This is a genomic window from Dryocola sp. LX212 (assembly GCA_041504365.1).
In the GTDB taxonomy this organism is placed as follows: Bacteria; Pseudomonadota; Gammaproteobacteria; order Enterobacterales; family Enterobacteriaceae; genus Dryocola.
In genome coordinates this window covers 3,955,973-3,978,216 of the sequence record CP167917.1, presented here as the reverse complement: position 1 = coordinate 3,978,216, position 22,244 = coordinate 3,955,973, and the positions used below count along the sequence as shown (strand labels likewise).

Below are 22,244 nucleotides of genomic sequence, written 5' to 3'. Positions count from 1 at the left end.
CTGTTTCGTAGGGTGGATAAGCAAAGCGTCATCCACCCTTTTCGCTACAAAATTATCGCTTACTCTTCGCCGTTAAATCCGGAGCGATTCAACAGGAATTGTGACAGCAGCGCTACCGGACGGCCCGTTGCCCCTTTGGCTTTACCTGAACGCCAGGCGGTACCGGCGATATCCAGGTGCGCCCAGTTGTACTTACGGGTAAAGCGGGACAGGAAGCAGGCCGCGGTAATCGCGCCGCCCGGTCGGCCACCGATGTTTGCCATATCGGCAAAGTTGGACTCCAGCTGATCCTGGAACTCATCGGCAATCGGCAGACGCCATGCGCGATCGCCCGCCTGCTCGGATGCGCTGATAAGTTCGTGGGCCAGCGGATTGTGGTTGGACATTAAACCGGTGATATGATGGCCCAGGGCAATCACACACGCGCCGGTCAGGGTCGCCACGTCGATAACCACTTCCGGTTCGAAGCGCTCAACATAGGTCAACACGTCGCACAGTACCAGACGGCCTTCTGCGTCGGTGTTCAGCACTTCCACGGTCTGGCCGGACATGGTTGTCAGCACGTCACCCGGACGATAAGCGCGACCGCCCGGCATGTTCTCACAGCCCGCCAGCACGCCGATGACGTTAATCGGCAGGTTCAGCTCTGCAACCATACGCATCACGCCGTACACGGATGCCGCACCGCACATATCGTACTTCATCTCGTCCATGCCTTCGGCAGGCTTGATGGAGATACCGCCGGAGTCGAACGTCAGCCCCTTGCCAACCAGCACAATCGGGCGGGCATCCGGTGAATTATTCCCTTTGTATTCGATAACCGACATCAGGGATTCGTTCTGAGAGCCGTCGCCCACCGCGAGGTAGGAATGCATCCCGAGCTCTTTCATCTGCTGTTCGCCAATCACGCGTGTGACAACGTTCTTGCTGAAAGAGTCCGCCAGCTGGCGTGCCTGAGAGGCGAGATAAGCCGCGTTACAGATGTTTGGCGGCATATTGCCAAGATCTTTTGCTGCTTTGATGCCTGAAGCGATAGCCAGACCGTGCTGGATTGCGCGCTCGCCGCTGGTCAGCTCACGGCGCGTTGGTACGTTAAAGACCATTTTACGCAGCGGACGGCGCGGCTCACTTTTATTGGTTTTCAGCTGATCGAAGCAGTAAAGTGACTCTTTCGCCGTTTCTACCGCCTGGCGCACTTTCCAGTAAGTGTTACGGCCCTTAACGTGCAGCTCGGTCAGGAAACACACTGCTTCCATGGAGCCGGTATCGTTGAGCGTATTGATAGTTTTCTGGATAACCTGCTTATACTGACGTTCATCCAGTTCGCGCTCTTTGCCACATCCGATGAGCAGAATACGCTCGGACAGCACGTTCGGAACGTGGTGAAGCAATAAAGTCTGGCCTGCTTTTCCCTCAAGCTCACCGCGGCGCAACAGGGCGCTGATGTAGCCATCGCTGATTTTATCGAGTTGTTCGGCGACCGGGGACAGGCGACGCGGTTCAAAGACACCCACAACGATGCAGGCACTGCGCTGTTTCTCTGGGCTACCGCTTTTTACACTGAACTCCATGCACTACGCTCCTGAATCTTAAAGACAACGGCGGTGGCTACGGCTAGAATTGCAAGCTCTAGTAACACAGATCCGCTATTGCGATGACTTCGTGTTAATCTTAACGAATGTTTTTGTACGGTTTCGGCAACGTCAGTTAAAACATCCTGTGGCATCATAGCGCCGGGCTGTTTAATCTTAGCGATGTTTTCGACGACTCAAGAGAATAAATGACGTATAAGCGATGAAACAAGCGATTTTCCTGCAAAAAGACTCGTTTTCACAGGCGTACTTAATGTGATTATCATAAGATATCTGGTTCGGGAGACGCTCAAGAGCCAACTTGCGATCCTCTTTATCCTGCTGCTGATCTTCTTTTGTCAGAAGCTGGTCAGGATCCTCGGTGCGGCCGTTGACGGCGATATCCCGACAAACCTCGTTCTTTCCTTATTAGGCTTGGGTGTGCCCGAAATGGCGCAGCTAATTCTGCCTCTGAGCCTGTTTTTAGGGCTGCTGATGACGCTGGGTCGGCTTTATACCGAAAGCGAAATCACGGTAATGCATGCCTGTGGTCTGAGTAAAGCCGTGCTGGTCAAAGCCGCGATGATCCTCGCACTCTTTACTGGCGTGGTGGCGGCGGTCAACGTCATGTGGCTGGGACCCTGGTCTTCTCTGCACCAGGATGAAGTGCTGGCGGAAGCCAAAGCGAACCCCGGCATGGCGGCACTGGCCCAGGGCCAATTCCAGCAGGCTACGGACGGCAACTCCGTGCTGTTTATCGAAAGCGTTGAGGGCTCCAGTTTTAAAGAGGTATTCCTCGCTCAGCTACGTCCTAAGGGCAACGCACGTCCTTCCGTCGTGGTGGCTGATTCCGGCCATCTCTCCCAGCGCCCGGACGGCTCTCAGGTTGTGACGCTCAATACCGGTACCCGCTTTGAAGGGACCGCTCTGCTCCGTGATTTCCGCATTACCGACTTTAAAGACTACCAGGCGATCGTGGGCCATCAGGCCGTTGCGCTGAACCCGGACGATGCCAGCCAGATGGACATGAAAACGCTGTGGCAGTCTGACAAACCGAATGCCCGCGCCGAGCTGCACTGGCGCCTTACTCTGGTGCTGACCGTGTTTATTATGGCGCTGATGGTCGTTCCGCTCAGCGTAGTTAACCCGCGTCAGGGCCGCGTGCTGTCGATGCTGCCCGCCATGCTGCTTTATCTGGTGTTCTTCCTGCTGCAGACGTCGCTGAAGTCCAACGGCGCGAAAGGTAAAATTGACCCGTTCATCTGGATCTGGCTGGTGAACCTTCTCTACTTAGTCATCGCTGTGGTGCTGAACATCTGGGATACGCTCCCGATGCGCAAGCTGCGTGCGGGCTTCGGTAAAAAGGGGTCGGCATAATGTTTGGCGTACTTGACCGCTATATCGGTAAAACAATTTTTACCACCATCATGATGACGCTCTTCATGCTGGTGTCGCTATCCGGCATTATCAAATTTGTCGATCAGCTTAAAAAGGCGGGGCAGGGTGCTTACTCTGCTTTAGGGGCCGGTGTGTATACCGTTCTCAGCGTGCCGAAAGATATTCAGATCTTCTTCCCGATGGCGGCGCTGTTAGGCGCGCTGCTGGGGCTGGGGATGCTGGCACAGCGCAGCGAGCTGGTGGTCATGCAGGCTTCCGGCTTCACGCGTTTACAGATTGCACTCTCGGTGATGAAAACCGCTATTCCCCTGGTGCTGCTGACCATGGCGATTGGCGAGTGGGTCGCACCGCAGGGGGAGCAGATGGCCCGTAACTATCGCGCACAGCAGATGTACGGCGGTTCATTGCTGACAACCCAGCAGGGGCTGTGGGCGAAAGACGGTAAAAACTTTGTCTACATCGAACGCGTAAAGGGCGACAACGAGCTGGCGGGTATCAGCATTTACGGCTTTAACGACCAGCGCCGCCTGCAAAACGTTCGTTACGCCGCCGCTGCGAAGTACGATACGGAGCACAAGGTCTGGCATCTTTCTCAGGTGAATGAATCCAACCTGACGAATCCAAAGCAGATAACAGGCTCCCAGACGCTGAGCGGCGAATGGAAAACCAACCTCACGCCGGACAAACTGGGCGTAGTGGCGCTGGATCCCGACGCGCTGTCGATAAGCGGCCTGCACAATTACGTAAAATACCTCAAGTCGAGCGGGCAGGATGCCGGGCGTTACCAGCTGAACATGTGGAGCAAAATTTTTGCCCCGCTGTCGGTAGCGGTGATGATGCTGATGGCGCTGTCGTTTATCTTCGGGCCGCTGCGAAGCGTGCCTATGGGCGTACGAGTGGTGACCGGTATCAGCTTCGGCTTCGTGTTCTACGTCCTCGATCAGATCTTCGGGCCGCTGAGCCTGGTGTACAACATTCCGCCAATCCTTGGTGCGCTGTTGCCGAGCGCCAGCTTCTTCCTGCTCAGCCTCTGGCTGATGATGAAGCGCTCGGGCTGATTGCGTCGGATGACGCTGCGCTTATCCGACCTACGGGTCGGTATAAGCCGGTAGGTAAGCGCAACGCCATCCACCAATAAAGTCCGATGCCGCATGTGATGTAGGGTGGATAAGCGTAGCGCCATCCACCTAAAAACCACCCAACTTTATTTTTGCCTGTCTAATCCCGGTGCCTGCCACATCGACGTAGTCAATCCGCTATCTACCAGCGTTAACTGGTCCGCGTAGACCTTAATCCACTTCCTTTTCATCTCTCCATACATCTCACGGTGCGCCACGTTCGGCGTGAATTCCCGCTGCCATTTCACCAGCCGCTCGCCGGTATCGGCCATATCATTAAACAGCCCGGCGCCAACGCCCGCGGCAATTGCGCAGCCTAATGCCGTCGCTTCTTTTACTACCGGAACGCGCACGGGCAGGCCGGTAACATCGCTTAAAATCTGGCTCCACAATGCGCCTTTCGAGCCGCCGCCCGCAAAGACCAGCGATTCAAACGTCACGCCAGAGAAACTGGAAATCTGCTCAAGATTACAGGCCGACACAATCGCGGCGTTCTCCTCCAGCGCGCGGAACAGGGTTGCCTTGTTGCATTTTTCGGGGTCGATGGAGAGGTTAATAAACGACGGCGCGGCGTGATACCACTGTTTAAAGTGCATCGCGTCAGAGAAAATCGGCATCACGCCGTGGGATCCAGCAGGCACGCGGGCCGCCATATCTTCCAGCAGCGCGTAGGTATCCACGCCCAGCCTTTCAGCCAGCAGTTTTTCCTCGGCGCAGAAGGCGTCCCGAAACCAGCGCATTGTCAGGCCGGTAAAGAAGCTGATCGATTCCGCCTGCACCATATTGCTGATGACGTGGGGATTCACGCGAATGTTCATTTCCGGGTCGGTCTTAATTGCCGGAAGATTGACGACCTGCTGCCAGAACGTTCCTCCCAGCACCGCCGTTTGCCCTGCGCGCACTATGCCAAGCCCCAGGCAGCCAAGCTGCACGTCGCCGCCGCCCATCACTACCGGTGTACCGGGCAGGAGACCGCTAAGCTGCGCTGCCTCCTGCGTTACGCCGCCCAGCACGCTGCCCGTTTCCTTCACCGGCGAGAGGATATCTGCCCGCAGCCCGGCCATATCCAGCAGCGCGGGCCGCCAGTCGCGGGTCGCCAGATCCAGCATGCCGGTGGTGCCCGCGTTGGAAGGGTCGACCGCCAGCTCGCCGGAAAGCTTCGCCGCCAGCCAGTCGCTGATCATGGTGATGGTTGCTGCTTTGCGGTAGATATCCGGCCTGTGGTGTGCAAGCCATAGCAGGCGCGGCATGGCGCTCAGCGCCAGCGTCTGGCCGGAGACGTGATACACCTCGGATTCAAATTGGTCGTCGTGAATTTCTTTGAGTTCGGCGACTTCACGGCTGGCGCGGGCGTCGACGTTGGCGCAGGCCCAGATAGGGTCGCCGTTGCGGTCATAAAGTACGATGCCTTCGCGCATCGAACAGCAGGCAAGGGCACTGATGGCCCCCGGCGGCAAATGCGCTTTTTGCAGCGCTTCCCGGATGCAGCGGCAGGCGAGCAGCCAGTTCGTTTCAAGGTCGAACTCCATCGAGCCGGGCACGTCGGCTACGCTCAGGTGTTTCCATTCGGCCTGGCCGACGGCAATCTGGTGGCCGGACGTATCAAAAATAACGGCCCGGATGCTCCCCGTTCCGGCATCTAACGCAAGTAGGTAACTCATCGCCAATCCTCATGTGAGCGCGGCTGGCGACGAGCCGGTGTTAACCCGCCAGTGCCAGTACCGCCCGCGCGGTCTCTTCTTCCGTCACCAGGCCGTTGATACGCTGGCCTTTCAGGGCGGCATAAATGGCCTCCGCCTTATGGAGCCCGCCCGCCACGCCAACGATAGTCGGCAGATGCGAGAGGTCATCCAGCGTCACGCCGAGTAACTCACGGTGGATTTCCAGCCCTTCCACCAGTTCGCCGTCCGCTTGCAGGAAATAGCCCAGGATATCGCCCACCGCCCCTTTGCGGGCGTACATCAGCTGTTCACCTTCGCTTATATAGCCAGAGCGCAGGATCGTAGCATCGCGTTTCTGATTGATAGCGCCGATGCCGACTACCGCCACTTCAGCCGCCGTTGCGGCGAGGATCACATCCCGCACGCTCGACTCCATTCTTAAAATTTCTGCCACCTGCGGCGACGATACGCGCAGCGGGGCAGGGATCATGCTAACGCTACAGGCCGCATCGAGCTGGCCGATGCCGGTCATATACGGCCCGACGCCGCCGGAAAGCGTAACCAGGCGGATCTGCTGCGAGCCGATAAACCCGCTCAGGTGCTGCAGGCAGCTCATGGTGGCCTCGCCGAAACCGACCGCCAGCATCTGCGCCGGCTCCAGTACGCCCATCAGCGACTGCGCCGCGCCAATCCCCAGACGCGTATTCATCGCCGGGGTATTCAGCGCGGGCAGCACTCGGGCGATCTTCAGGCCGAATCGCTGCTGTAACTCGGTTTCCAGCGCCAGGCAACCCTCGAAGCGCGAGTTGATCTGCACGCGGATCACTCCGGACTGGCGACCTTTCTCCAGCAGCCGGGAAATCTTCAGGCGCGGCAGACCAAGCCGCTCGCCGATATCGTTTTGCGTCAGTCCGTCGTGGTAATAAGACCAGGCCACCCTGGCGAGGAGCTCCTCTTCTGCCATCGGCAGGCCGGCAAGCCGTCCTTCTTCTGCTCGTTTATCGCTCATAGATGAACTCTTATTCAAATTTAGATCATATGTTCGAAGATGCCGGGATAGAAAATGTGAAGCGTACGGCAAAAAGATCATTTAGTGATGCAGATGTTTTAACCAATCTATTTAAAAAATTTGTGATCGCTGCCCGGTTGTAAACATATATCGGCGTCTACGCTTTTGAACATTATTAACGCAATTTCTCTTTTGTTCAATTCTGGAGTGAAGATGCCTGATATCTCCCCCGTGCTGGAAGCCTGCCGTATCAGCAAGCAGTTTTACGGCGTTAGCGTCCTGAAAGACATTGATTTTACTCTGTATGCCGGGCAGGTCCACGCTTTGCTTGGCGGCAACGGGGCGGGGAAATCGACGTTAATGAAGATAATCGCAGGGGTTGAAACACCGGATCGCGGTGAACTGAAAATTAACGGCAGGCATTTTGCGCGTTTAACGCCCGGGCAGGCCCACGAGCTGGGCGTCTATCTGGTGCCGCAGGAGCCAATGCTCTTCCCAAACCTTAGCGTGCGCGAAAATATCCTCTTTCGTCTGCCTCGTAGTACCGATCATGAAAACCGGCTGCGGGAGAAAATGCGGCAGCTTGAATGCCAGATCCCATTACACGCCACGGCCAGCACGCTGGAAGTTGCGGATCAACAGATGGTGGAGATCCTGCGCGGGCTGATGCGTGAGGCGAAGATCCTGATTCTCGATGAGCCAACGGCTTCCCTGACGCCGGGCGAAACCGAGCGGTTGTTCCGCCAGATCCGCGCGTTGCAGGATCTGGGCGTCGGCATCGTTTTTATCTCCCACAAGCTGCCGGAGATCCGCAGGCTTGCCAGCCACATTTCGGTAATGCGCGACGGAGCGGTGGTGCTGCACGGCGAAACTTCGCAGCTGCTGGACGAGCAACTGATCAACGCGATGACGCCGGTTAACCGGCAGCACACGCTCAGCGAAACGCAAAAGCTTTGGCTGGCGCTGCCGGGCAATCGCCGCACCGAACCACAGGACTTTCCCGTCATGCGGGTAGAAGAGCTGACCGGGGAAGGCTTTATCGATCTGAATTTTGAATTGTATGCCGGTGAGATTGTGGGCCTTGCCGGATTAGTCGGATCGGGGCGTACCGAACTGGCCGAGACGCTTTACGGATTAAGACCGGTGCGCGGCGGAAAGATCTATTTAGAAAATCGGGAAATCAGTGCCGATCGTACAAAATCGCGCCTCGATCGAGGGCTGATCTATCTGCCTGAAGATCGCCAGGTTTCCGGCCTTTTCCTCGATGCGCCGATCCGCTGGAACACCGTAGCGCTGAACGAACCCAGCCTGTGGCAGCAGAATAAACGTGAGGCGGCGGTGGTGGAGCGGTATCACCGCGCGCTGGGCATCAAGCTGAACAATGCCGAACAGACCGTACGTACGCTTTCCGGCGGCAACCAGCAAAAAGTCCTGCTGGCGCGCTGTCTGGAGGCAAACCCTTTACTGCTGATCGTCGATGAACCAACCCGCGGCGTGGACGTGGCGGCGCGGGCTGATATCTACCAGCTGATTAAAAGCGTGGCGGCGCAGAACGTGGCGGTGCTGATGATCTCAAGCGATCTGGACGAGTTTATCGGGCTGGCGGACCGCGTGCTGGTCATGCATCAGGGGGCGATGAACGGCGAGCTGCACAAATCCCTCATCAGTGTCGATCGCATGATGAGCATGGCGTTTGGCGGAGGTCATGCATGAGAAAGCTGCTAAAAAACAGGGAGCTGAGTGCGCTGCTCGCCATTCTGGTGCTGTTCACCGTACTGGTGGGGCTGAACCATAGCTATTTCAGCCTGCAAACCCTAAGCATGATTTTCACCAGCTCGCAGATCCTGATCCTGCTGGCCGTAGGCGCTTCGATGGTCATGCTGACCCGCAATATCGATGTTTCCGTTGGCTCGACGGTGGGCCTGTGCGCCATCGCGGTCGGTATGGCGTTAAACGGCGGCTATAGCCTTCCCGTGGCGATGCTGTTTGCCCTGGCGGTTGGCGCTGCGGCGGGCTTCTTCAACGGCGTGCTGGTGGTCTGGCTGCGTATTCCCGCCATCGTCGCCACGCTTGGCACCCTCGGGCTTTATCGCGGCGGTATGCTGCTGTGGACGGGCGGTAAGTGGATTGAAGGATTGCCCGCGAGCCTGAAATCCCTCTCAGAACCGCTGGCGTTTGGGGTATCGCCGCTCGGGCTTGTCGTGCTGGGACTGGTGACGGTGGCGGCGTGGATGCTGGCGAGAACGGCATTCGGACGCGATTTCTACGCCGTCGGCGATAACCTTGCCGCCGCCCGCCAGCTTGGCGTGGCGGTTAACCGGACCCGCCTACTGGCCTTTACCTTCAACGGCGTGCTCGCCGCTGTCGCGGGGATTATCTTCGCTTCACAGATTGGCTTTGTGCCCAACCAGACGGGCAGCGGGCTGGAGATGAAGGCCATCGCCGCCTGCGTGCTGGGCGGCATCTCCCTGCTCGGCGGAACGGGCACGGTAATAGGCGCGTTTCTGGGAGCCTTTTTCCTCACGCAGATCGACACCGTGCTGGTGCTGTTTAAGCTCCCGGCCTGGTGGAATGATTTTATCGCCGGCCTGGTCCTGCTCGGCGTGCTAGTGCTTGACGGGCGGCTGCGTCAGGCGCTGGCTCGCCATCAGCGGGCGCAGAAATACAGCCGTTTTGTTCCCCCTTTGCCGGGGGCGAAAAACGTCAAACCCTTCCCCCGTAAAAAGAAGGACGTGGCCTGAATGAGCAAGCTGAAACTCAACTGGGAAGTCGCGCTGCTGCTGATTCTGGTGGCGGAGATCCTGCTGTTTGGCGCGATAAACCCGCGCATGCTGGATATCAACATGCTGCTGTTCAGCACCAGCGATTTTATCTGCATTGGCATAGTCGCGCTGCCGCTGACCTTAGTGATTATCAGCGGCGGTATTGATATCTCGCTGGGGTCGACGATTGGCCTGTGCGCTATTGCTCTGGGCGTCATGTTACAGGCTGGCCTGCCCATCTCCCTGGCGGTGATCCTCACCCTCGCCGTTGGCCTGCTGTGCGGCCTGCTTAACGCCGCGCTTATTCACTATACCGGCATCAGCCCGCTGGTTATCACGCTTGGCACGCTCTATCTGTACGGCGGCGGGGCGCTGCTGCTCTCCGGCATGGCCGGGGCGACGGGCTATGAGGGGATTGGCGGCTTCCCGGATGTCTTTACTAACTTCGCCAATTTCACGCTGTTCGGCCTGCCAGTCCCGCTGGTGATGTTTGCCGTCATCACGCTGCTGTTCTGGCTGATAACGCATCGTGCCCGCTTTGGCCGCCACATCTTCCTGATTGGTCAGAATCCGCGAGCGGCGAGATATGCGGCGCTGCCGGTGAACGGTTCGCTGTATGGCGTATACGGCATGGTGGGCCTCGCGTCGGCGATTGCGGCGGTTGTGCTGGTCTCCTATTTCGGTTCGGCGCGTTCGGATCTGGGGCGCGACTTACTGATGCCCGCGCTGACCGCCGCGGTGCTGGGCGGCGCGAATATCTACGGCGGCTCCGGTTCTATTCTGGGCACCGCACTGGCAGCGCTGCTGGTGGGGTACCTGCAACAGGGTTTACAGATGGCTGGCGTCCCTAATCAGGTATCGAGCGCGCTGTCCGGTGCGCTGTTGATTGTGGTCGTCATTGGTCGTTCGGTGAGTCTACACCGCGAATACCTGCAGGCGGCCTGGCGTCGTCTGCGCGGCAGCAGAAAACTAACGGGAGTTTGATATGAAGCAGACAGCAAAGCGCGTACTTCAGCTCAGCGCACTGGTTTTGGCCTTTGGCGCCGCTACCGCCCAGGCCGCGGATCGTATTGCCTTTATCCCTAAGCTTGTGGGCGTAGGTTTCTTCACCAGCGGCGGCAACGGCGCGATGCAGGCCGGGAAAGCGCTGGGCGTACCGGTAACCTATGACGGGCCGACTGAACCCAGCGTCTCAGGCCAGGTGCAGCTCATTAACAACTTCGTCAACCAGGGGTATAACGCGATTATCGTTTCGGCGGTATCGCCTGACGGCCTGTGCCCCGCGCTTAAACGCGCCATGCAGCGCGGCGTAAAAGTGCTGACGTGGGATTCAGACACCAAACCGGAATGCCGCAGTATCTACATCAACCAGGGCACGCCGCAGCAGCTCGGCGGCATGCTGGTGGAGATGGCGGAAAAACAGGTGACTAAGCCTGCCGCAAAAGTCGCATTTTTCTACTCCAGCCCGACGGTGACCGACCAAAATCAGTGGGTGAAAGAGGCGAAGGCGAAGATCGCCAAAGAGCATCCGCAGTGGGAAATCGTCACTACCCAGTTTGGCTATAACGATGCCACTAAATCCCTGCAAACCGCCGAGGGGATCCTAAAAGCGTATCCAGATTTGGATGCGATTATCGCGCCGGATGCCAATGCCCTGCCGGCGGCCGCTCAGGCTGCCGAAAACCTGAAGCGTAGCAACGTAGCGATAGTTGGCTTCAGCACGCCAAACGTCATGCGTCCTTACGTGGAGCGCGGCACGGTGAAAGCCTTCGGCCTGTGGGATGTCGTTCAGCAGGGTGAAATTGCGGTCAACGTCGCAAATACCATGATCAAAAAGGGCGATCTTAACGTCGGCGACAGCGTGGACGTGGCGAAAATCGGCAGGCTGAAAGTCGAGCCAAACAGCGTGCAGGGCTACCAGTATGAAGCGAAGGGCAACGGCATCGTGCTGCTGCCGGAGCGCGTGGTATTCACCAAAGAGAACATCGGCAAATACGATTTCTGAGGGAGGAACTAATGGCAGATTTAGACGATATCAGAGAAGGTAAGGACTATGGCATTGGCCGCCCGCAGGAGAATAAAGCCTTCTATCTGAAGGGGAGCGGCGCGCTGGACTGGGGAATGCAGTCGCGGCTGGCCCGCATCTTCAACCCCGATACGGGGCGCGCCGTGATGCTGGCCTTCGACCACGGCTATTTCCAGGGGCCGACCACCGGTCTTGAACGCATCGACCTATCCATCGCGCCTCTGTTCGAAGAAACTGACGTGCTGATGTGTACCCGAGGTATTTTGCGCAGCGTTGTGCCGCCCGCCACCAATAAGCCAGTTGTGCTGCGCGCCTCCGGGGGAAATTCAATTCTGAGCGAACTGTCCCGTGAAAGCGTAGCGGTGACGATGGAGGACGCGCTGCGCCTGAACGCCTGTGCGGTAGCGGCACAGATTTATATCGGCAGCGAGTATGAGCACCAGTCCATCAACAACATAATCAGGCTGGTGGACGAGGGGACGCGCTACGGTATTCCGACCCTCGCGGTAACGGGCGTCGGCAAAGAGATGGCGAGAGATGCCCGCTACTTCTCTCTTGCCAGCCGCATAGCCGCTGAGATAGGCGCGCAGTTCGTGAAAACCTATTTTGTTGAGGAAGGCTTTGAGAAAGTGGCGGCGAGCTGCACGGTGCCGATCGTTATCGCCGGGGGCAAAAAGCTACCCGAACAGGAGGCGCTGGATATGTGCTTCCGTGCGATAGACCAGGGGGCATCCGGCGTGGATATGGGGCGGAATATCTTCCAGTCCGAAGCGCCGTTAGCCATGCTCAAAGCGGTGAAGAAAGTCGTGCACGAGAATATGTCATCCCGCGAGGCTTACCAGTTCTGGCAGGATGAAAAACATCAGGGAGACAAGGCATGAACGTGACGCTGGTGGAAATCAATATCAAACCCGAACGCGTGGATGAGTTTCTGGAAGTGTTCCGCGTCAACCACGAAGGCTCGATCAAAGAGCCGGGAAACCTGCGCTTCGACGTGCTTCAGGACCCGGAGGTGGCAACGCGGTTCTTTATCTACGAGGCCTACCAGAACGACGAGGCGGTACTGGCGCACAAGAAAACCCCGCACTACCTCGACTGCGTGGACAAGCTGGACGGCATGATGTCTGAACCGCGTAAGAAGCGGAGTTTTGTGGGGTTGTTGCCGGGGTAATCAATTGCTTTCCTGCCTGAATAACCAGGGAGGAAAGCATCATATTACGGAACATGCCTTTTAAGCGTGTCGAGCATACCATTTGCACTATATGACCAGAGTAAATCCTGCGATAACGGCGGGGGCTGTTGCTGCAGAAACTCCGCTAATTCCTGCTCGTTTTTTCCATCAAAGATGAAGAAATGGGAAGGATTATAAAAAACATGATCTTTGACGGCGATGTTATTTGTAATTAAGCGTTTATTAAAGGCATAGGCCTCAACTGCACGGAGCGTGAGCCCACGCTGATCCGGTTTATTGATTTCCAGGACGAAGGTAGCAGCATTCAGTTTGAGAATGTTTTCATTATAGTTGAGCCTCTGATTTTTACAGTTGGCAGGGTAATTATCTTGAAAACCATACTTATCTAGAAGATAGAAATCGGTTTCACATCCATTTTTCTCTAATATTGGTGTTAGCGAATTAATATAATCAACTCGCTCGATTTCATATCCTCCAACGTAAAAACAACTGTTGCTTATGCTATGAGGATTGTCTTTGAAAGCCTGTATTTGCTTACAGGTGAAAGGTAAAAACTGATTGATATAGGTTAAGTTATATTTATCGCTATCATGCGAGTCGAAGCTGAAAATAATGTCAAATACAGGTCTGACTGTCTCGATGTAATCTTCGTTATGAGCAAGTTGCCCTAATTTTCTCCGTTTAATGGTTAAGGCTTCTACCGTGTCGCGAAGGATTAGAATCTTTCTACAGCGCATTGTCTTAACGTAATCCAGAAAGGGGAAAACGCTATAACCATTACATACGATAACGTCATCTTTAGTTATTTTAGATAAGCGATGAGCACAATGAATTCGCTTGTGGAGCTGTTTCAGATAAGCCCCCGGAAGCAATTTATTTATAGATTTGAAACGGCGCATGATGCGGTTGATCTGAAAAACCTGGTCTTCCTTGGCCAGTGAATCCAGCATCATTTTTTCAAAATCGTTAACCCACTCAAGAAAAAAAAAACGCATAAAAAAAACCATCTAAGCAAAACATCGCTTTAGTTTACAGAAATTACGTAAAATTAAAAGAAAGAGGCATAAACAGGATGTCTATGCCTCTTAAATTACTGCTTTCACTATTGTTTTATTTCAAGTGGCTCTGACTGAACCTGCTGTAGGCATTTCAGCGCTTTCCTCGCACAGCGCAACACGTGTTCACACTGTTCAGGGGTGATGGTCAGCGGTGGCTCGACCCGAATCGTCTTCGAATTATTGAGCGTCCCGGCGACCAGTACCTGCTGGCGGAACATTTCGCTGGCAAAGTTATAGCCCGTTTCGTTGTCGCAGAACTCAATGGCTATCAGCAGCCCCTGTCCACGGCCTTCTACAACCCTATCCGGGAACTCGCGGGCGAGGGCCTGGAAGCCATCGACCAGCATCTGGCCTTTCTGCTGGGCCTGAGCGGGAAGGTTCTGCTCGAGCAAAACATGGATGGTGGCGAGGGCTGCCGCGCAGGCCAGCGGATTGCCGCCAAAAGTAGTGGTGTGCAGGAAAGGATTCTCAAACAGCACGGAGAAAACCTCTTCTGTCGCAACGGTTGCGCCGATGGGCATGACCCCGCCGCCGAGCGCTTTCGCCAGGCATAAGATATCAGGCTGTACGTTTTCATGCTCGCAGGCGAACATCTTCCCGGTGCGGCCCATGCCGGTCTGCACTTCGTCAAAGATCAGCAGCGCGCCGAACTCATCACAAAGTTTACGAACCGCAGGCAGATAGCCCGCCGGTGGCAGAATGACGCCGCCTTCGCCCTGGATGGGTTCCAGCATGACGGCCGCGACATCATCACCGGTTTTGTGGCATTCGCTTAGCATGGTGCGCATCGCGTCGATATTGCCGAACGGCACGTGGCGGAAGCCCGGTAGCAAAGGCATAAACGGTTTACGGAAGGTAGACTTTGCTGTCGCCGACAAAGCGCCGAGAGATTTACCGTGAAACGCACCGCTGGCCGCGATAAAAGTAAATTTCCCTCGTGGCGACTGGTATGCCTTAGCAAGTTTAATCGCCGCTTCCACAGATTCCGTGCCGCTGTTGCTAAAGAAGCTGTATTTCAGTTTACCCGGGGTGAGGGTCGCAAGGGTTTTGGCTAGCATTGCTCGTAAGGGGTCGAGCAGCTCCTGACTGTGCAGGGGTTGTTTTTCAAGCTGATGCTGTACGGCGGATACCACTGTTGGATTACGGTGCCCCACGTTAAAAATACCGAATCCACCCAGGCAATCGAGATACTCCTTACCCTGGGTGTCGACAAGCGTATTCAGACTGCTCGCCTGCCACTCTACGGCTCCGTAATCCCCGCCGGCGGTCACTGACTTGCGGTACTCAAGAAAACCCGGATTGACATGCTGCTGGAAACTATCAATCACCTCTCGGTTTAGCGCCTTCATCTCCTCGTGACTGAGTGACTTCTTTTCGATGATGTTCAGTGCGTGCGCCGTGCAGGCAAGAGCCGAGGCGCTGGAAGGTAACCTGTTCAAAATGTGCTCCTGGGAGTGGCGTATCACGCGATACACATATTGAGTATTGCAGGGAATGCGCCACTTCGCCGTCCCTAAACGAAATCAGGATAAACCACTTAGCGAAACTGGAGTTGCGCAACAATTCATCACATGAGATTACATTTTGTACGTTTTCCTGCTGGAAGGCGGGGAGGGTTAACAGCCCGAAAACAGGGGCTGGCACCATTCGGGTGCAAAGTGTGCCAAAACGGAGCTTAAGCCGCGTCCATTCTATGCTCGCCGCGAACAAGTGCCGCACGATCGTACTCGTGCTGGATAGCGCCACCGGCCACAAAGGCTGCGCGGTCGGACATATGCGCAATGACGTCGGCATCATGGCTCACCAGCAGATAAGTCATGCCGAATTGCTGTTTCAGGCGGTTAAGCAGGTTGAGGATTTCCGCCTGAACGGACATATCCAGTGCCGAAGTCGGTTCATCAAGCAGCAAAATTTTTGGCCGCAGGAGCAGCGCGCGGGCAATCGCCACGCGCTGACGCTGACCGCCGGAAAGCTGATGCGGATAGCGCTTCGCCGCGTCTGCCGGTAAGCCAACCTGCATCAGCGCCTCTGCAACCCGCTTGGGGATATGCGATTCCCGATGAATAGCCAGCGGCTCCGCAAGCGTACGGTAAATTGTGTGGTTGGGATGGAGGGAGGCGTAGGGATCCTGAAAAACCATCTGCACGTTGCGGCGCAGATCGCCCTGAAAACGCTCGCCGGGCCTGACGTTTTGTTCCAGAAGCCGAACCTCACCGGACCACTGCCGCTGTAATCCTGCCAGCACGCGCAGGATTGTTGATTTCCCGCAGCCGGATGCGCCAATCAGGCTGAACGTCTCGCCTTCGTTAATGGCGAAGCTTGCCGCGCTGACGGCAGTTTTACTTTCAAACTGCACGTTCAGATTACTGACTTCAACGATTGCCATGGGCCTCTTCCTGTAAATTCTGATTACGATCCAGCGTGGGCAATACGGTGCCATAGGTGGTGGCGTCCGGACGGCAGGTCCACAGCGTGCGGGTATAAGGATGCGTGGCGGTGGCCAGCGAGTTAGCCGCCATCTCATCAACCTTCTGGCCCTGATACATCACCAGTACGCGCTGGCAGTGCTGGGCCACCAGCGGCAGATCGTGGCTTATTAGCAGCATCGCCATTTGCCTTTGCTCGCACTGCTCCACCAGCAGCTCAAGGATCTGGTTGCGCAGGCGTGCATCCAGCGCCGACGTTGGCTCATCGGCAATCAGTACCTTCGGGTTATTCACCAATGCGATGGCAATCATCACGCGCTGGCCCATGCCGCCGGAAAGCTCAGCCGGGTAGCGGGGCAGCACGTTATCCTGCAAACCTACGGCGTGAATAGCTCCGCGAACGCGCTCACGCCGCTGGGCTGAAGAGAGCTTCTGGTGAAGGCTCAGCGCTTCGTCAATCTGCTGCGCAACGTTTTTAACCGGATTCAGCGCATAGCGTGGATCCTGAAGAACCATGGCGATGTCGTTACCGCGCAGTTGCTGCCAGCCGCGGTTTTTCATCTTCAGCAGGTCATTGTCGAGCACGCTCAGGCGGTCAGCGCTGACCTTGCCCGGCTTGCGCACCAGGCCCATCAGCGCTCTGGCCGTCATGGATTTGCCCGAGCCGGATTCCCCCACCAGCGCCAGGCGTTCGTTGCCCAGCGTAAACGACAGATTGCTGACCACCCGCGCCCCAGGATAGTCGATATTCAGGCCGCTTACTTCAATACGATTTTCAGTCATGGCCCGGCTCCAGCACGTCACGTAATCCGTCACCCAGCAGGTTAAACGCCAGGCTGCTAATCAGAATGGCGGTGCCAGGGATTGCCGCAATCCACCACTGGTCGAAAATTACCTGCATGCCGTCGGCGATCATCGCCCCCCATTCCGCCATCGGGGGCCTTGCGCCCAGGCCCAGAAAGCCCAGACCGGCAGCGGCGAGAATAATACCCGCCAGATCCAGCGCCAGACGTACGATGGCGGAAGGCAGGCACAGCGGCAGGATATGGCCCGCCAGCAGGCGCAGGCCGCGAATGCCCATCATCTCGGCGGCGGCCAGATAGTCGCTGTGGCGCAGGCGCTGAATTTCACTGCGCGCCTGACGCGCATAGGCCGGCCAGGTGGTGAGCGCCAGCGCCAGCGCACCGTTCACCAGGCCCGGCCCTAGCATGGCAACAAAAGCAAAGGCCAGAATGAGGCGCGGCATCGACATTACGACGTCGGTAAAGCGCATCAGCACCCGCTCCAGCCAGCCGCCGTAATAGCCCGATAAAATACCGATCAGCAGGCCGACGGGCAGGGTGATCGCCGTCACCAGCAGCACCAGGCCCAGAGCAGGGCGGGAACCGTAGAGCAGGCGCGACAGCAGGTCACGCCCGTAGCTGTCGGTGCCCAGCCAGTGCTGAGCGTCCGGAGCCTGCAGGCGCGCGGCGGCATCCTGCCAGTTAGGATCGAACGGGGCGAGCAGCGGAGCGAAGATCGCGATCAGCAGCAGAAGAGAAATAATAATCAGGCCACACAGAGCGGCGGGCGAGCGCAGCATGCGGCGCAAAAAGAGGTAAGACGGCATCAGCGCACCCTCGGATCGGTGACACGCACCAGCACATCAGTCAGATTGTTGATAATGACGAATGACACGCCAATCAGCAGCGTGCCGCCCATAATGGCAGTAGTGTCGCCCGCGAACAGCGCGGTGGTCAGATACCGCCCGATCCCCGGCCAGGAGAAGACCGTTTCGGTGAGCACTGCCCCTTCCAGCATGGAGGTGTAGGCCAGCGCAATTACCGTAAACAGCGTGCCCCTGATGTTGGGCAGTACGTGACGCATCAGTATTGCCATCTCCCCGGCACCTTTGGCGCGAGCAAGGGTGATGTACTCTTTGTTCATTTCGCTCAGGCAGGCGGTGCGCGTCAGGCGGGTGATGCTGGCAAGGGAGTAATAGGCGAGCAACAGAACCGGCAGAAAAAGGTGGTTAACGGCGTTAAAGAAGGCGTCGCGGTCGCCGGAAAGCCAGGTATCAATCAGTACGAAGCCGGTTTTCGCTTCCACGCTGTACTGGTAGATATCGTCCAGCCTGCCCGGGCCTGCGCTCCACTGCAGGCGGGCATAAAACAGCGCCAGCATCAGCAGGCCGAGCCAGAAAATAGGCAGCGAGTTGCCCAGCAGCGTAAACGTGCGCACTGCCAGATCCCACGGTGAACCTACAAACCGGGCGCAAAGTACGCCAAAAATCACCCCCAGCACGCTGCCAATTATCAGCGCCAGGGTGGCAAGCTCCAGCGTGGCGGGGAAGACGGAAAGTAAATCCTGTAATACCGGCTGCCCGGTCGCGCTGGCTGTCCCTAAATCACCGTGAAGAAGCTGGGTGACGTAGTACCAGAACTGCACGGGAAGGGGCTGGTCCAGACCTAGCTGGTGGCGCACCTGGTCATAAGTCGCCTGGCTTGCGTGATCGCCAACAATCTGCAAAACGCGGTCAACGGGCGACAGGGCAGAGAGTGCAAAAGTGATCAGCAGCAAGCCGACCAGCGTCAGCACCAGAGTAAACAGGCCTTGCAGCAGGGTCAGCAACGGGCCGCGGAAGCGGGGTGAGGCAAGAAGCATGAGTGACTCTTAGCTTGATAAAGAAGCAGGGTGGAAAAACAACAGCGTCTTCCACCACAGGGTCAGAGGCGGGTGAGGTTAACCCGCCCTACGTTTATCCGGGGTGCTATTTGCTCACACGGTCGTAGTAAACCATGTCCGCATTCAGCCCCTGCTGGTAGCCCTTCACGTTATCCCGCACCACAATCTGCGTTTTGCCCTGATCGACAAACACGTACGGCGAGCTGTGCTGCAGCTCTTCCTGCATTTTTTTATACAGGTCCAGGCGCTTAGCCGGGTCGGCTTCGGCGACCGCCGCCAGAGTTTGCTTGTTCAGCTCTGGGGTCTGCCAACCGTTCAGGCCAGCTACGGTACTTGCTTTGCCGTCGTTAAACGCGAAGGCGCTGGCGTTCGAGTGCGCGTCGAAGTAGTCGGGGATCCACAGGCGTATGGCGGCCTGGTGCTGCTTAGCCCGCACGCGGGCATAGACCTGGCTTCCCGCCGCAGGCAGCAGATCCACCTTCACGCCGCCCTGGGCGAAGCTCGCCTGCATGGACTGGGCGATGGTGATGAACGGCGCTTTGTTCTCCACGTCCAGCGTAAATTGGGCGTCTTTAATGCCCGCTTTGGCGAGGATTTCTTTCGCTTTCGCCGGATCGAATTTAAACGGGTTGTTGTCCAGCGCGCCGGCAAAGCCAACCGGCAGGAAGCTCTGGTGGATGAAGTATTGCCCTTTGAGCAGATCTTTAGTGATGCCCTGGTAGTCCACCAGGTAGCGAGCCGCTTCCCACAACGCTGGGTTTTTCAGCAGCGGATTCGCGCTATTCCCCACGTTGAACACCATGTAGTTCTGTTCGGCAGAGGGGATGCTCAGCACTTTAACGCCTGGTTTACCTTCCAGCGCGCTGGTCTGATCCGCCCCCAGATCGCGAGCGATATCCGCATCACCCTGCTGAATCAGCAGGCGGCGTGCCGCCGGGTCAGGCACGTTTTTTATAATGATATTTTTAACTTTTGGCGCATTGCCCGGGGACGACGGGTTGGCGTCCAGCACGATGGCCTGATGCGGCTGGTAGACGCGCATCTTAAACGGGCCGCTGCCCGCGGAGTGCATCTTCAGCCACTCGTTGCCAAAATCACCGGCTTTGACGTTGGCCGCCACGGCCTTTTCATCGACGATGGAGGCGATTGGCGTGGAGAGAATATTCAGCGCCACCGCCGGGCTGACGTCCGCCGTCCAGTGCAGCTCAAGGGTGTGCTCATCCACTTTTTTCAGCTGACCTGCGATGTTGTCCGGCTGCCAGCCAAGCACGTTGAGGATAAACGCTGGAGATTTGTTCAGGGTTACCGCGCGGGTATAAGAGAAAATAACATCTTCCGGGCGCAGCGGGTTGCCGGAGGAGAATTTCGCATCCGGACGAAGCTTAATAGTGAGTTTTTTGTTCGCCGCGTCGCCCTGCCAGCTTTCGGCCAGTACAGGATTTACCTTTGCCGGTTCATCACGGTCGGCCTGCACCAGGCGCTGGTAAAGGCTCGGCACGGTCTGAATGCTGGACAGCTCGTTGGCTTCGGCGGGGTCGAGGCTGACGATATCATCCAGGCCCTGGGCAACGATTAAGGTATTCGGTGGCGTAGCGGCGAAGGCGCTGGCGGACAAGGCTGCCAGCAGCAGTAACGGAAGCGCTTTTTTTTGCATGATGCACCCTGCGTAACGGAAGAATTATTATGGTTTTTTAGACTTGAGCAGGGTTACGTTAGGGGAGTTGAGGCTATTCACAAAGTCCAAATACGACTTTGCTTATAAGTATACGATATATCCAATGCGCTTCTGGAATGAAAAACGCCGGGCTATGACCCGGCGCTGATAGCGTTGCGTTTAGCGAGATTACTCGTTAATACGTGGGTGTTGATGCACCAAATTAGTACGTTTTGCCTGAAGCTCTTCAATTTCACGATCGATATCTTCGATTTTCTGCTCGATATTATCGTGATGCTCCTGAACGATTTCGCGCGCTTCTGCAATGTCAGAAGCAGCAGGCGTTGCCCCTTTCAGCGGCTGGTTGGCGGTCTCTTTCATGGTCAGACCGGTAATCAGACCGATAACGGCAATCACCATCAGGTAGTACGCCGGCATCATCAGATTCTCGGTGTACTCCACAAGCCACGCGGCAAGCGTTGGCGTCAGACCGGCAACCAGCACGGAGATGTTAAAGGCGCTGGCCAGCGCGCTGTAGCGAATGTGCGTCGGGAACATGGCCGGTAAGGTTGAGGCCATGACGCCGATAAAGCAGTTGAGGATCACCGCCAGCAGCAGCAGACCCGCGAAAATCAGCCCCAGCACGTTGCTGTTGATCATGATGAACGCCGGAATAGCGCACAGCAGCAGCAGCACACTACCAATCACGATAAACGGACGGCGGCCATATCGGTCGCTCAGCAGGCCAATCATTGGCTGCACGAACAGCATGCCGATCATAATCGCGATAATAATCAGTACGCCGTGCTCTTCCGAATAGTGCAGGTTGTGGGAGAGGTAGCTCGGCATATAGGTGAGCAGCATGTAGTAGGTCACGTTAGTGGAGATAACGATCCCGATACAGGTGAGCAGGGCGCGCCAGTGTTTGGTCGCAATCTCTTTGAACGAGACTTTCGGGCCGTCGGCGAGGCCTTCTTTATCGCCCTGTTCAAGCTTCTCGATGTGTTGCTGGAACGCAGGGGTTTCTTCAAGCGCATGACGTAGATAGAGGCCGATGATCCCAAGCGGCAGCGCCAGGAAGAACGGCAGACGCCAGCCCCATTCCAGGAAGTTCGCCTCACCCACAATGGCGGTAATCAGTACCACCACGCCCGCGCCGCAGACGAATCCGGCAATGGAACCGAAGTCCAGCCAGCTGCCCATAAAGCCACGTTTACGGTCAGGGGAGTACTCTGCAACGAAGATTGATGCGCCGGTGTACTCACCGCCGACCGAGAAGCCCTGGGCCATTTTCGCAAGCAGCAACAGGATTGGCGCCCAGATACCGATCGTGGCATACGACGGAATAAGACCAATACAGAAGGTGCTCAGCGACATAATGATAATGGTGATCGACAGGATTTTCTGACGACCGTACTTATCGCCGAGCATACCGAAGAACAGGCCACCTAATGGGCGGATCAGGAACGGTACGGAAAACGTACCGAGTGCGGCAATCATCTGTACGCTTGGGCTGGCGTCCGGGAAAAACACCTTACCGAGCGCGTAGGCCACAAAGCCATACACACCGAAATCAAACCACTCCATCGCGTTACCCAGCGAGGCGGCGGTGATGGCTTTTTTAAGTCGCGCGTCATCGATGATGGTAACGTCGCTGACCTTGATAGGTCTGACTTTCTTTTTCCTTTTTAACATTATTATCCTC

Annotated in this window: 19 protein-coding genes; 8 read left to right on the top strand and 11 right to left on the bottom strand. The window is 56.7% G+C overall.

Annotated elements, in window-relative coordinates:
- Positions 1-59 precede the first annotated feature (59 nt).
- Positions 60-1,571 (bottom strand): leucyl aminopeptidase, encoded by a 1,512-nt coding sequence (gene pepA, locus ACA108_19080; GenBank protein XEX95410.1) that lies wholly within the window; start codon positions 1,569-1,571, stop codon positions 60-62.
- A gap of 276 nt (positions 1,572-1,847) precedes the next feature.
- Here pepA and lptF point away from each other — a divergent pair, with 276 nt between their 5' ends.
- Both lptF and lptG read left to right on the top strand, forming a co-directional pair.
- Entirely contained in the window at positions 1,848-2,948 is a 1,101-nt protein-coding gene (gene lptF, locus ACA108_19075; protein ID XEX95409.1) for an LPS export ABC transporter permease LptF, read from the top strand.
- Positions 2,948-4,027: an LPS export ABC transporter permease LptG gene (gene lptG / locus ACA108_19070; GenBank protein ID XEX95408.1), complete on the top strand. Its 1,080-nt coding sequence runs from the start codon at positions 2,948-2,950 to the stop codon at positions 4,025-4,027. Before lptF ends, lptG begins: the two co-directional genes overlap by 1 nt.
- 146 nt (positions 4,028-4,173) lie before the next feature.
- Here lptG and lsrK read toward each other — a convergent pair whose 3' ends face one another.
- Positions 4,174-5,748: an autoinducer-2 kinase gene (lsrK, locus tag ACA108_19065; GenBank protein XEX95407.1), complete on the bottom strand. Its 1,575-nt coding sequence runs from the start codon at positions 5,746-5,748 to the stop codon at positions 4,174-4,176.
- A gap of 40 nt (positions 5,749-5,788) precedes the next feature.
- Positions 5,789-6,757: a transcriptional regulator LsrR gene (gene lsrR, locus ACA108_19060; protein XEX95406.1), complete on the bottom strand. Its 969-nt coding sequence runs from the start codon at positions 6,755-6,757 to the stop codon at positions 5,789-5,791.
- A 222-nt stretch (positions 6,758-6,979) separates the two neighbouring features.
- On the opposite strand from lsrR, the gene lsrA reads away from it, so the two are divergent.
- The 6 genes from lsrA to lsrG are packed head-to-tail and all read left to right on the top strand — an operon-like array spanning position 6,980 to position 12,716.
- Complete coding sequence (lsrA, locus tag ACA108_19055; GenBank protein ID XEX98164.1) at positions 6,980-8,470, top strand: autoinducer 2 ABC transporter ATP-binding protein LsrA; 1,491 nt, start codon at positions 6,980-6,982, stop codon at positions 8,468-8,470.
- Positions 8,467-9,498, top strand: coding sequence for an autoinducer 2 ABC transporter permease LsrC (gene lsrC, locus ACA108_19050; GenBank protein XEX95405.1), 1,032 nt, complete (start codon positions 8,467-8,469; stop codon positions 9,496-9,498). Before lsrA ends, lsrC begins: the two co-directional genes overlap by 4 nt.
- On the top strand, positions 9,499-10,503 hold the full coding sequence (gene lsrD / locus ACA108_19045) for an autoinducer 2 ABC transporter permease LsrD (protein ID XEX95404.1): 1,005 nt from the start codon (positions 9,499-9,501) through the stop codon (positions 10,501-10,503).
- 1 nt (position 10,504) lies between these two features.
- On the top strand, positions 10,505-11,524 hold the full coding sequence (lsrB, locus tag ACA108_19040; protein XEX95403.1) for an autoinducer 2 ABC transporter substrate-binding protein LsrB: 1,020 nt from the start codon (positions 10,505-10,507) through the stop codon (positions 11,522-11,524).
- An 11-nt stretch (positions 11,525-11,535) separates the two neighbouring features.
- Positions 11,536-12,426, top strand: a complete 891-nt coding sequence (gene lsrF / locus ACA108_19035) for a 3-hydroxy-5-phosphonooxypentane-2,4-dione thiolase (GenBank protein ID XEX95402.1) — start codon at positions 11,536-11,538, stop codon at positions 12,424-12,426.
- Complete coding sequence (lsrG, locus tag ACA108_19030; GenBank protein XEX95401.1) at positions 12,423-12,716, top strand: (4S)-4-hydroxy-5-phosphonooxypentane-2,3-dione isomerase; 294 nt, start codon at positions 12,423-12,425, stop codon at positions 12,714-12,716. Before lsrF ends, lsrG begins: the two co-directional genes overlap by 4 nt.
- 44 nt (positions 12,717-12,760) lie before the next feature.
- Here the strand turns inward: lsrG and ACA108_19025 are convergent, their stop codons facing one another.
- The 8 genes from ACA108_19025 to proP form a co-directional block, all read right to left on the bottom strand.
- The gene (locus tag ACA108_19025; GenBank protein XEX95400.1) at positions 12,761-13,732 is read right to left on the bottom strand and encodes a hypothetical protein; all 972 of its coding nucleotides are present in this window, start codon (positions 13,730-13,732) and stop codon (positions 12,761-12,763) included.
- A 107-nt stretch (positions 13,733-13,839) separates the two neighbouring features.
- Positions 13,840-15,234 (bottom strand): putrescine aminotransferase, encoded by a 1,395-nt coding sequence (ygjG, locus tag ACA108_19020; GenBank protein XEX95399.1) that lies wholly within the window; start codon positions 15,232-15,234, stop codon positions 13,840-13,842.
- Positions 15,235-15,470: 236 nt separating this feature from the next.
- On the bottom strand, positions 15,471-16,181 hold the full coding sequence (locus tag ACA108_19015; protein ID XEX95398.1) for an ABC transporter ATP-binding protein: 711 nt from the start codon (positions 16,179-16,181) through the stop codon (positions 15,471-15,473).
- Complete coding sequence (locus tag ACA108_19010; protein XEX95397.1) at positions 16,168-17,004, bottom strand: ABC transporter ATP-binding protein; 837 nt, start codon at positions 17,002-17,004, stop codon at positions 16,168-16,170. The genes ACA108_19015 and ACA108_19010 overlap by 14 nt, the downstream gene beginning before the upstream one ends.
- On the bottom strand, positions 16,997-17,830 hold the full coding sequence (locus tag ACA108_19005; GenBank protein ID XEX95396.1) for an ABC transporter permease: 834 nt from the start codon (positions 17,828-17,830) through the stop codon (positions 16,997-16,999). The genes ACA108_19010 and ACA108_19005 overlap by 8 nt, the downstream gene beginning before the upstream one ends.
- Positions 17,830-18,864, bottom strand: coding sequence for an ABC transporter permease (locus tag ACA108_19000; protein ID XEX95395.1), 1,035 nt, complete (start codon positions 18,862-18,864; stop codon positions 17,830-17,832). Before ACA108_19000 ends, ACA108_19005 begins: the two co-directional genes overlap by 1 nt.
- A 106-nt stretch (positions 18,865-18,970) precedes the next feature.
- Entirely contained in the window at positions 18,971-20,539 is a 1,569-nt protein-coding gene (locus ACA108_18995; GenBank protein ID XEX95394.1) for an ABC transporter substrate-binding protein, read from the bottom strand.
- 189 nt (positions 20,540-20,728) lie between these two features.
- Complete coding sequence (gene proP, locus ACA108_18990) at positions 20,729-22,234, bottom strand: glycine betaine/L-proline transporter ProP (GenBank protein ID XEX95393.1); 1,506 nt, start codon at positions 22,232-22,234, stop codon at positions 20,729-20,731.
- Between the last annotated feature and the right edge of the window lie 10 nt (positions 22,235-22,244).

What these genes read in the sequence shown, in the direction of transcription:
- ACA108_19005 (XEX95396.1), bottom strand. Translation starts at nt 17,830, where the DNA reads ATGCCGTCTTACCTCTTTTTGCGCCGCATGCTGCGCTCGCCCGCCGCT.
- lsrB (XEX95403.1), top strand. Translation starts at nt 10,505, where the DNA reads ATGAAGCAGACAGCAAAGCGCGTACTTCAGCTCAGCGCACTGGTTTTG.
- lsrR (XEX95406.1), bottom strand. Translation starts at nt 6,757, where the DNA reads ATGAGCGATAAACGAGCAGAAGAAGGACGGCTTGCCGGCCTGCCGATG.
- ACA108_18995 (XEX95394.1), bottom strand. Translation starts at nt 20,539, where the DNA reads ATGCAAAAAAAAGCGCTTCCGTTACTGCTGCTGGCAGCCTTGTCCGCC.
- ACA108_19025 (XEX95400.1), bottom strand. Translation starts at nt 13,732, where the DNA reads ATGCGTTTTTTTTTTCTTGAGTGGGTTAACGATTTTGAAAAAATGATG.
- lsrD (XEX95404.1), top strand. Translation starts at nt 9,499, where the DNA reads ATGAGCAAGCTGAAACTCAACTGGGAAGTCGCGCTGCTGCTGATTCTG.
- lsrK (XEX95407.1), bottom strand. Translation starts at nt 5,748, where the DNA reads ATGAGTTACCTACTTGCGTTAGATGCCGGAACGGGGAGCATCCGGGCC.
- lptG (XEX95408.1), top strand. Translation starts at nt 2,948, where the DNA reads ATGTTTGGCGTACTTGACCGCTATATCGGTAAAACAATTTTTACCACC.
- ACA108_19015 (XEX95398.1), bottom strand. Translation starts at nt 16,181, where the DNA reads ATGGCAATCGTTGAAGTCAGTAATCTGAACGTGCAGTTTGAAAGTAAA.
- ACA108_19000 (XEX95395.1), bottom strand. Translation starts at nt 18,864, where the DNA reads ATGCTTCTTGCCTCACCCCGCTTCCGCGGCCCGTTGCTGACCCTGCTG.
- proP (XEX95393.1), bottom strand. Translation starts at nt 22,234, where the DNA reads ATGTTAAAAAGGAAAAAGAAAGTCAGACCTATCAAGGTCAGCGACGTT.
- pepA (XEX95410.1), bottom strand. Translation starts at nt 1,571, where the DNA reads ATGGAGTTCAGTGTAAAAAGCGGTAGCCCAGAGAAACAGCGCAGTGCC.
- lsrF (XEX95402.1), top strand. Translation starts at nt 11,536, where the DNA reads ATGGCAGATTTAGACGATATCAGAGAAGGTAAGGACTATGGCATTGGC.
- lsrC (XEX95405.1), top strand. Translation starts at nt 8,467, where the DNA reads ATGAGAAAGCTGCTAAAAAACAGGGAGCTGAGTGCGCTGCTCGCCATT.
- lsrG (XEX95401.1), top strand. Translation starts at nt 12,423, where the DNA reads ATGAACGTGACGCTGGTGGAAATCAATATCAAACCCGAACGCGTGGAT.
- ACA108_19010 (XEX95397.1), bottom strand. Translation starts at nt 17,004, where the DNA reads ATGACTGAAAATCGTATTGAAGTAAGCGGCCTGAATATCGACTATCCT.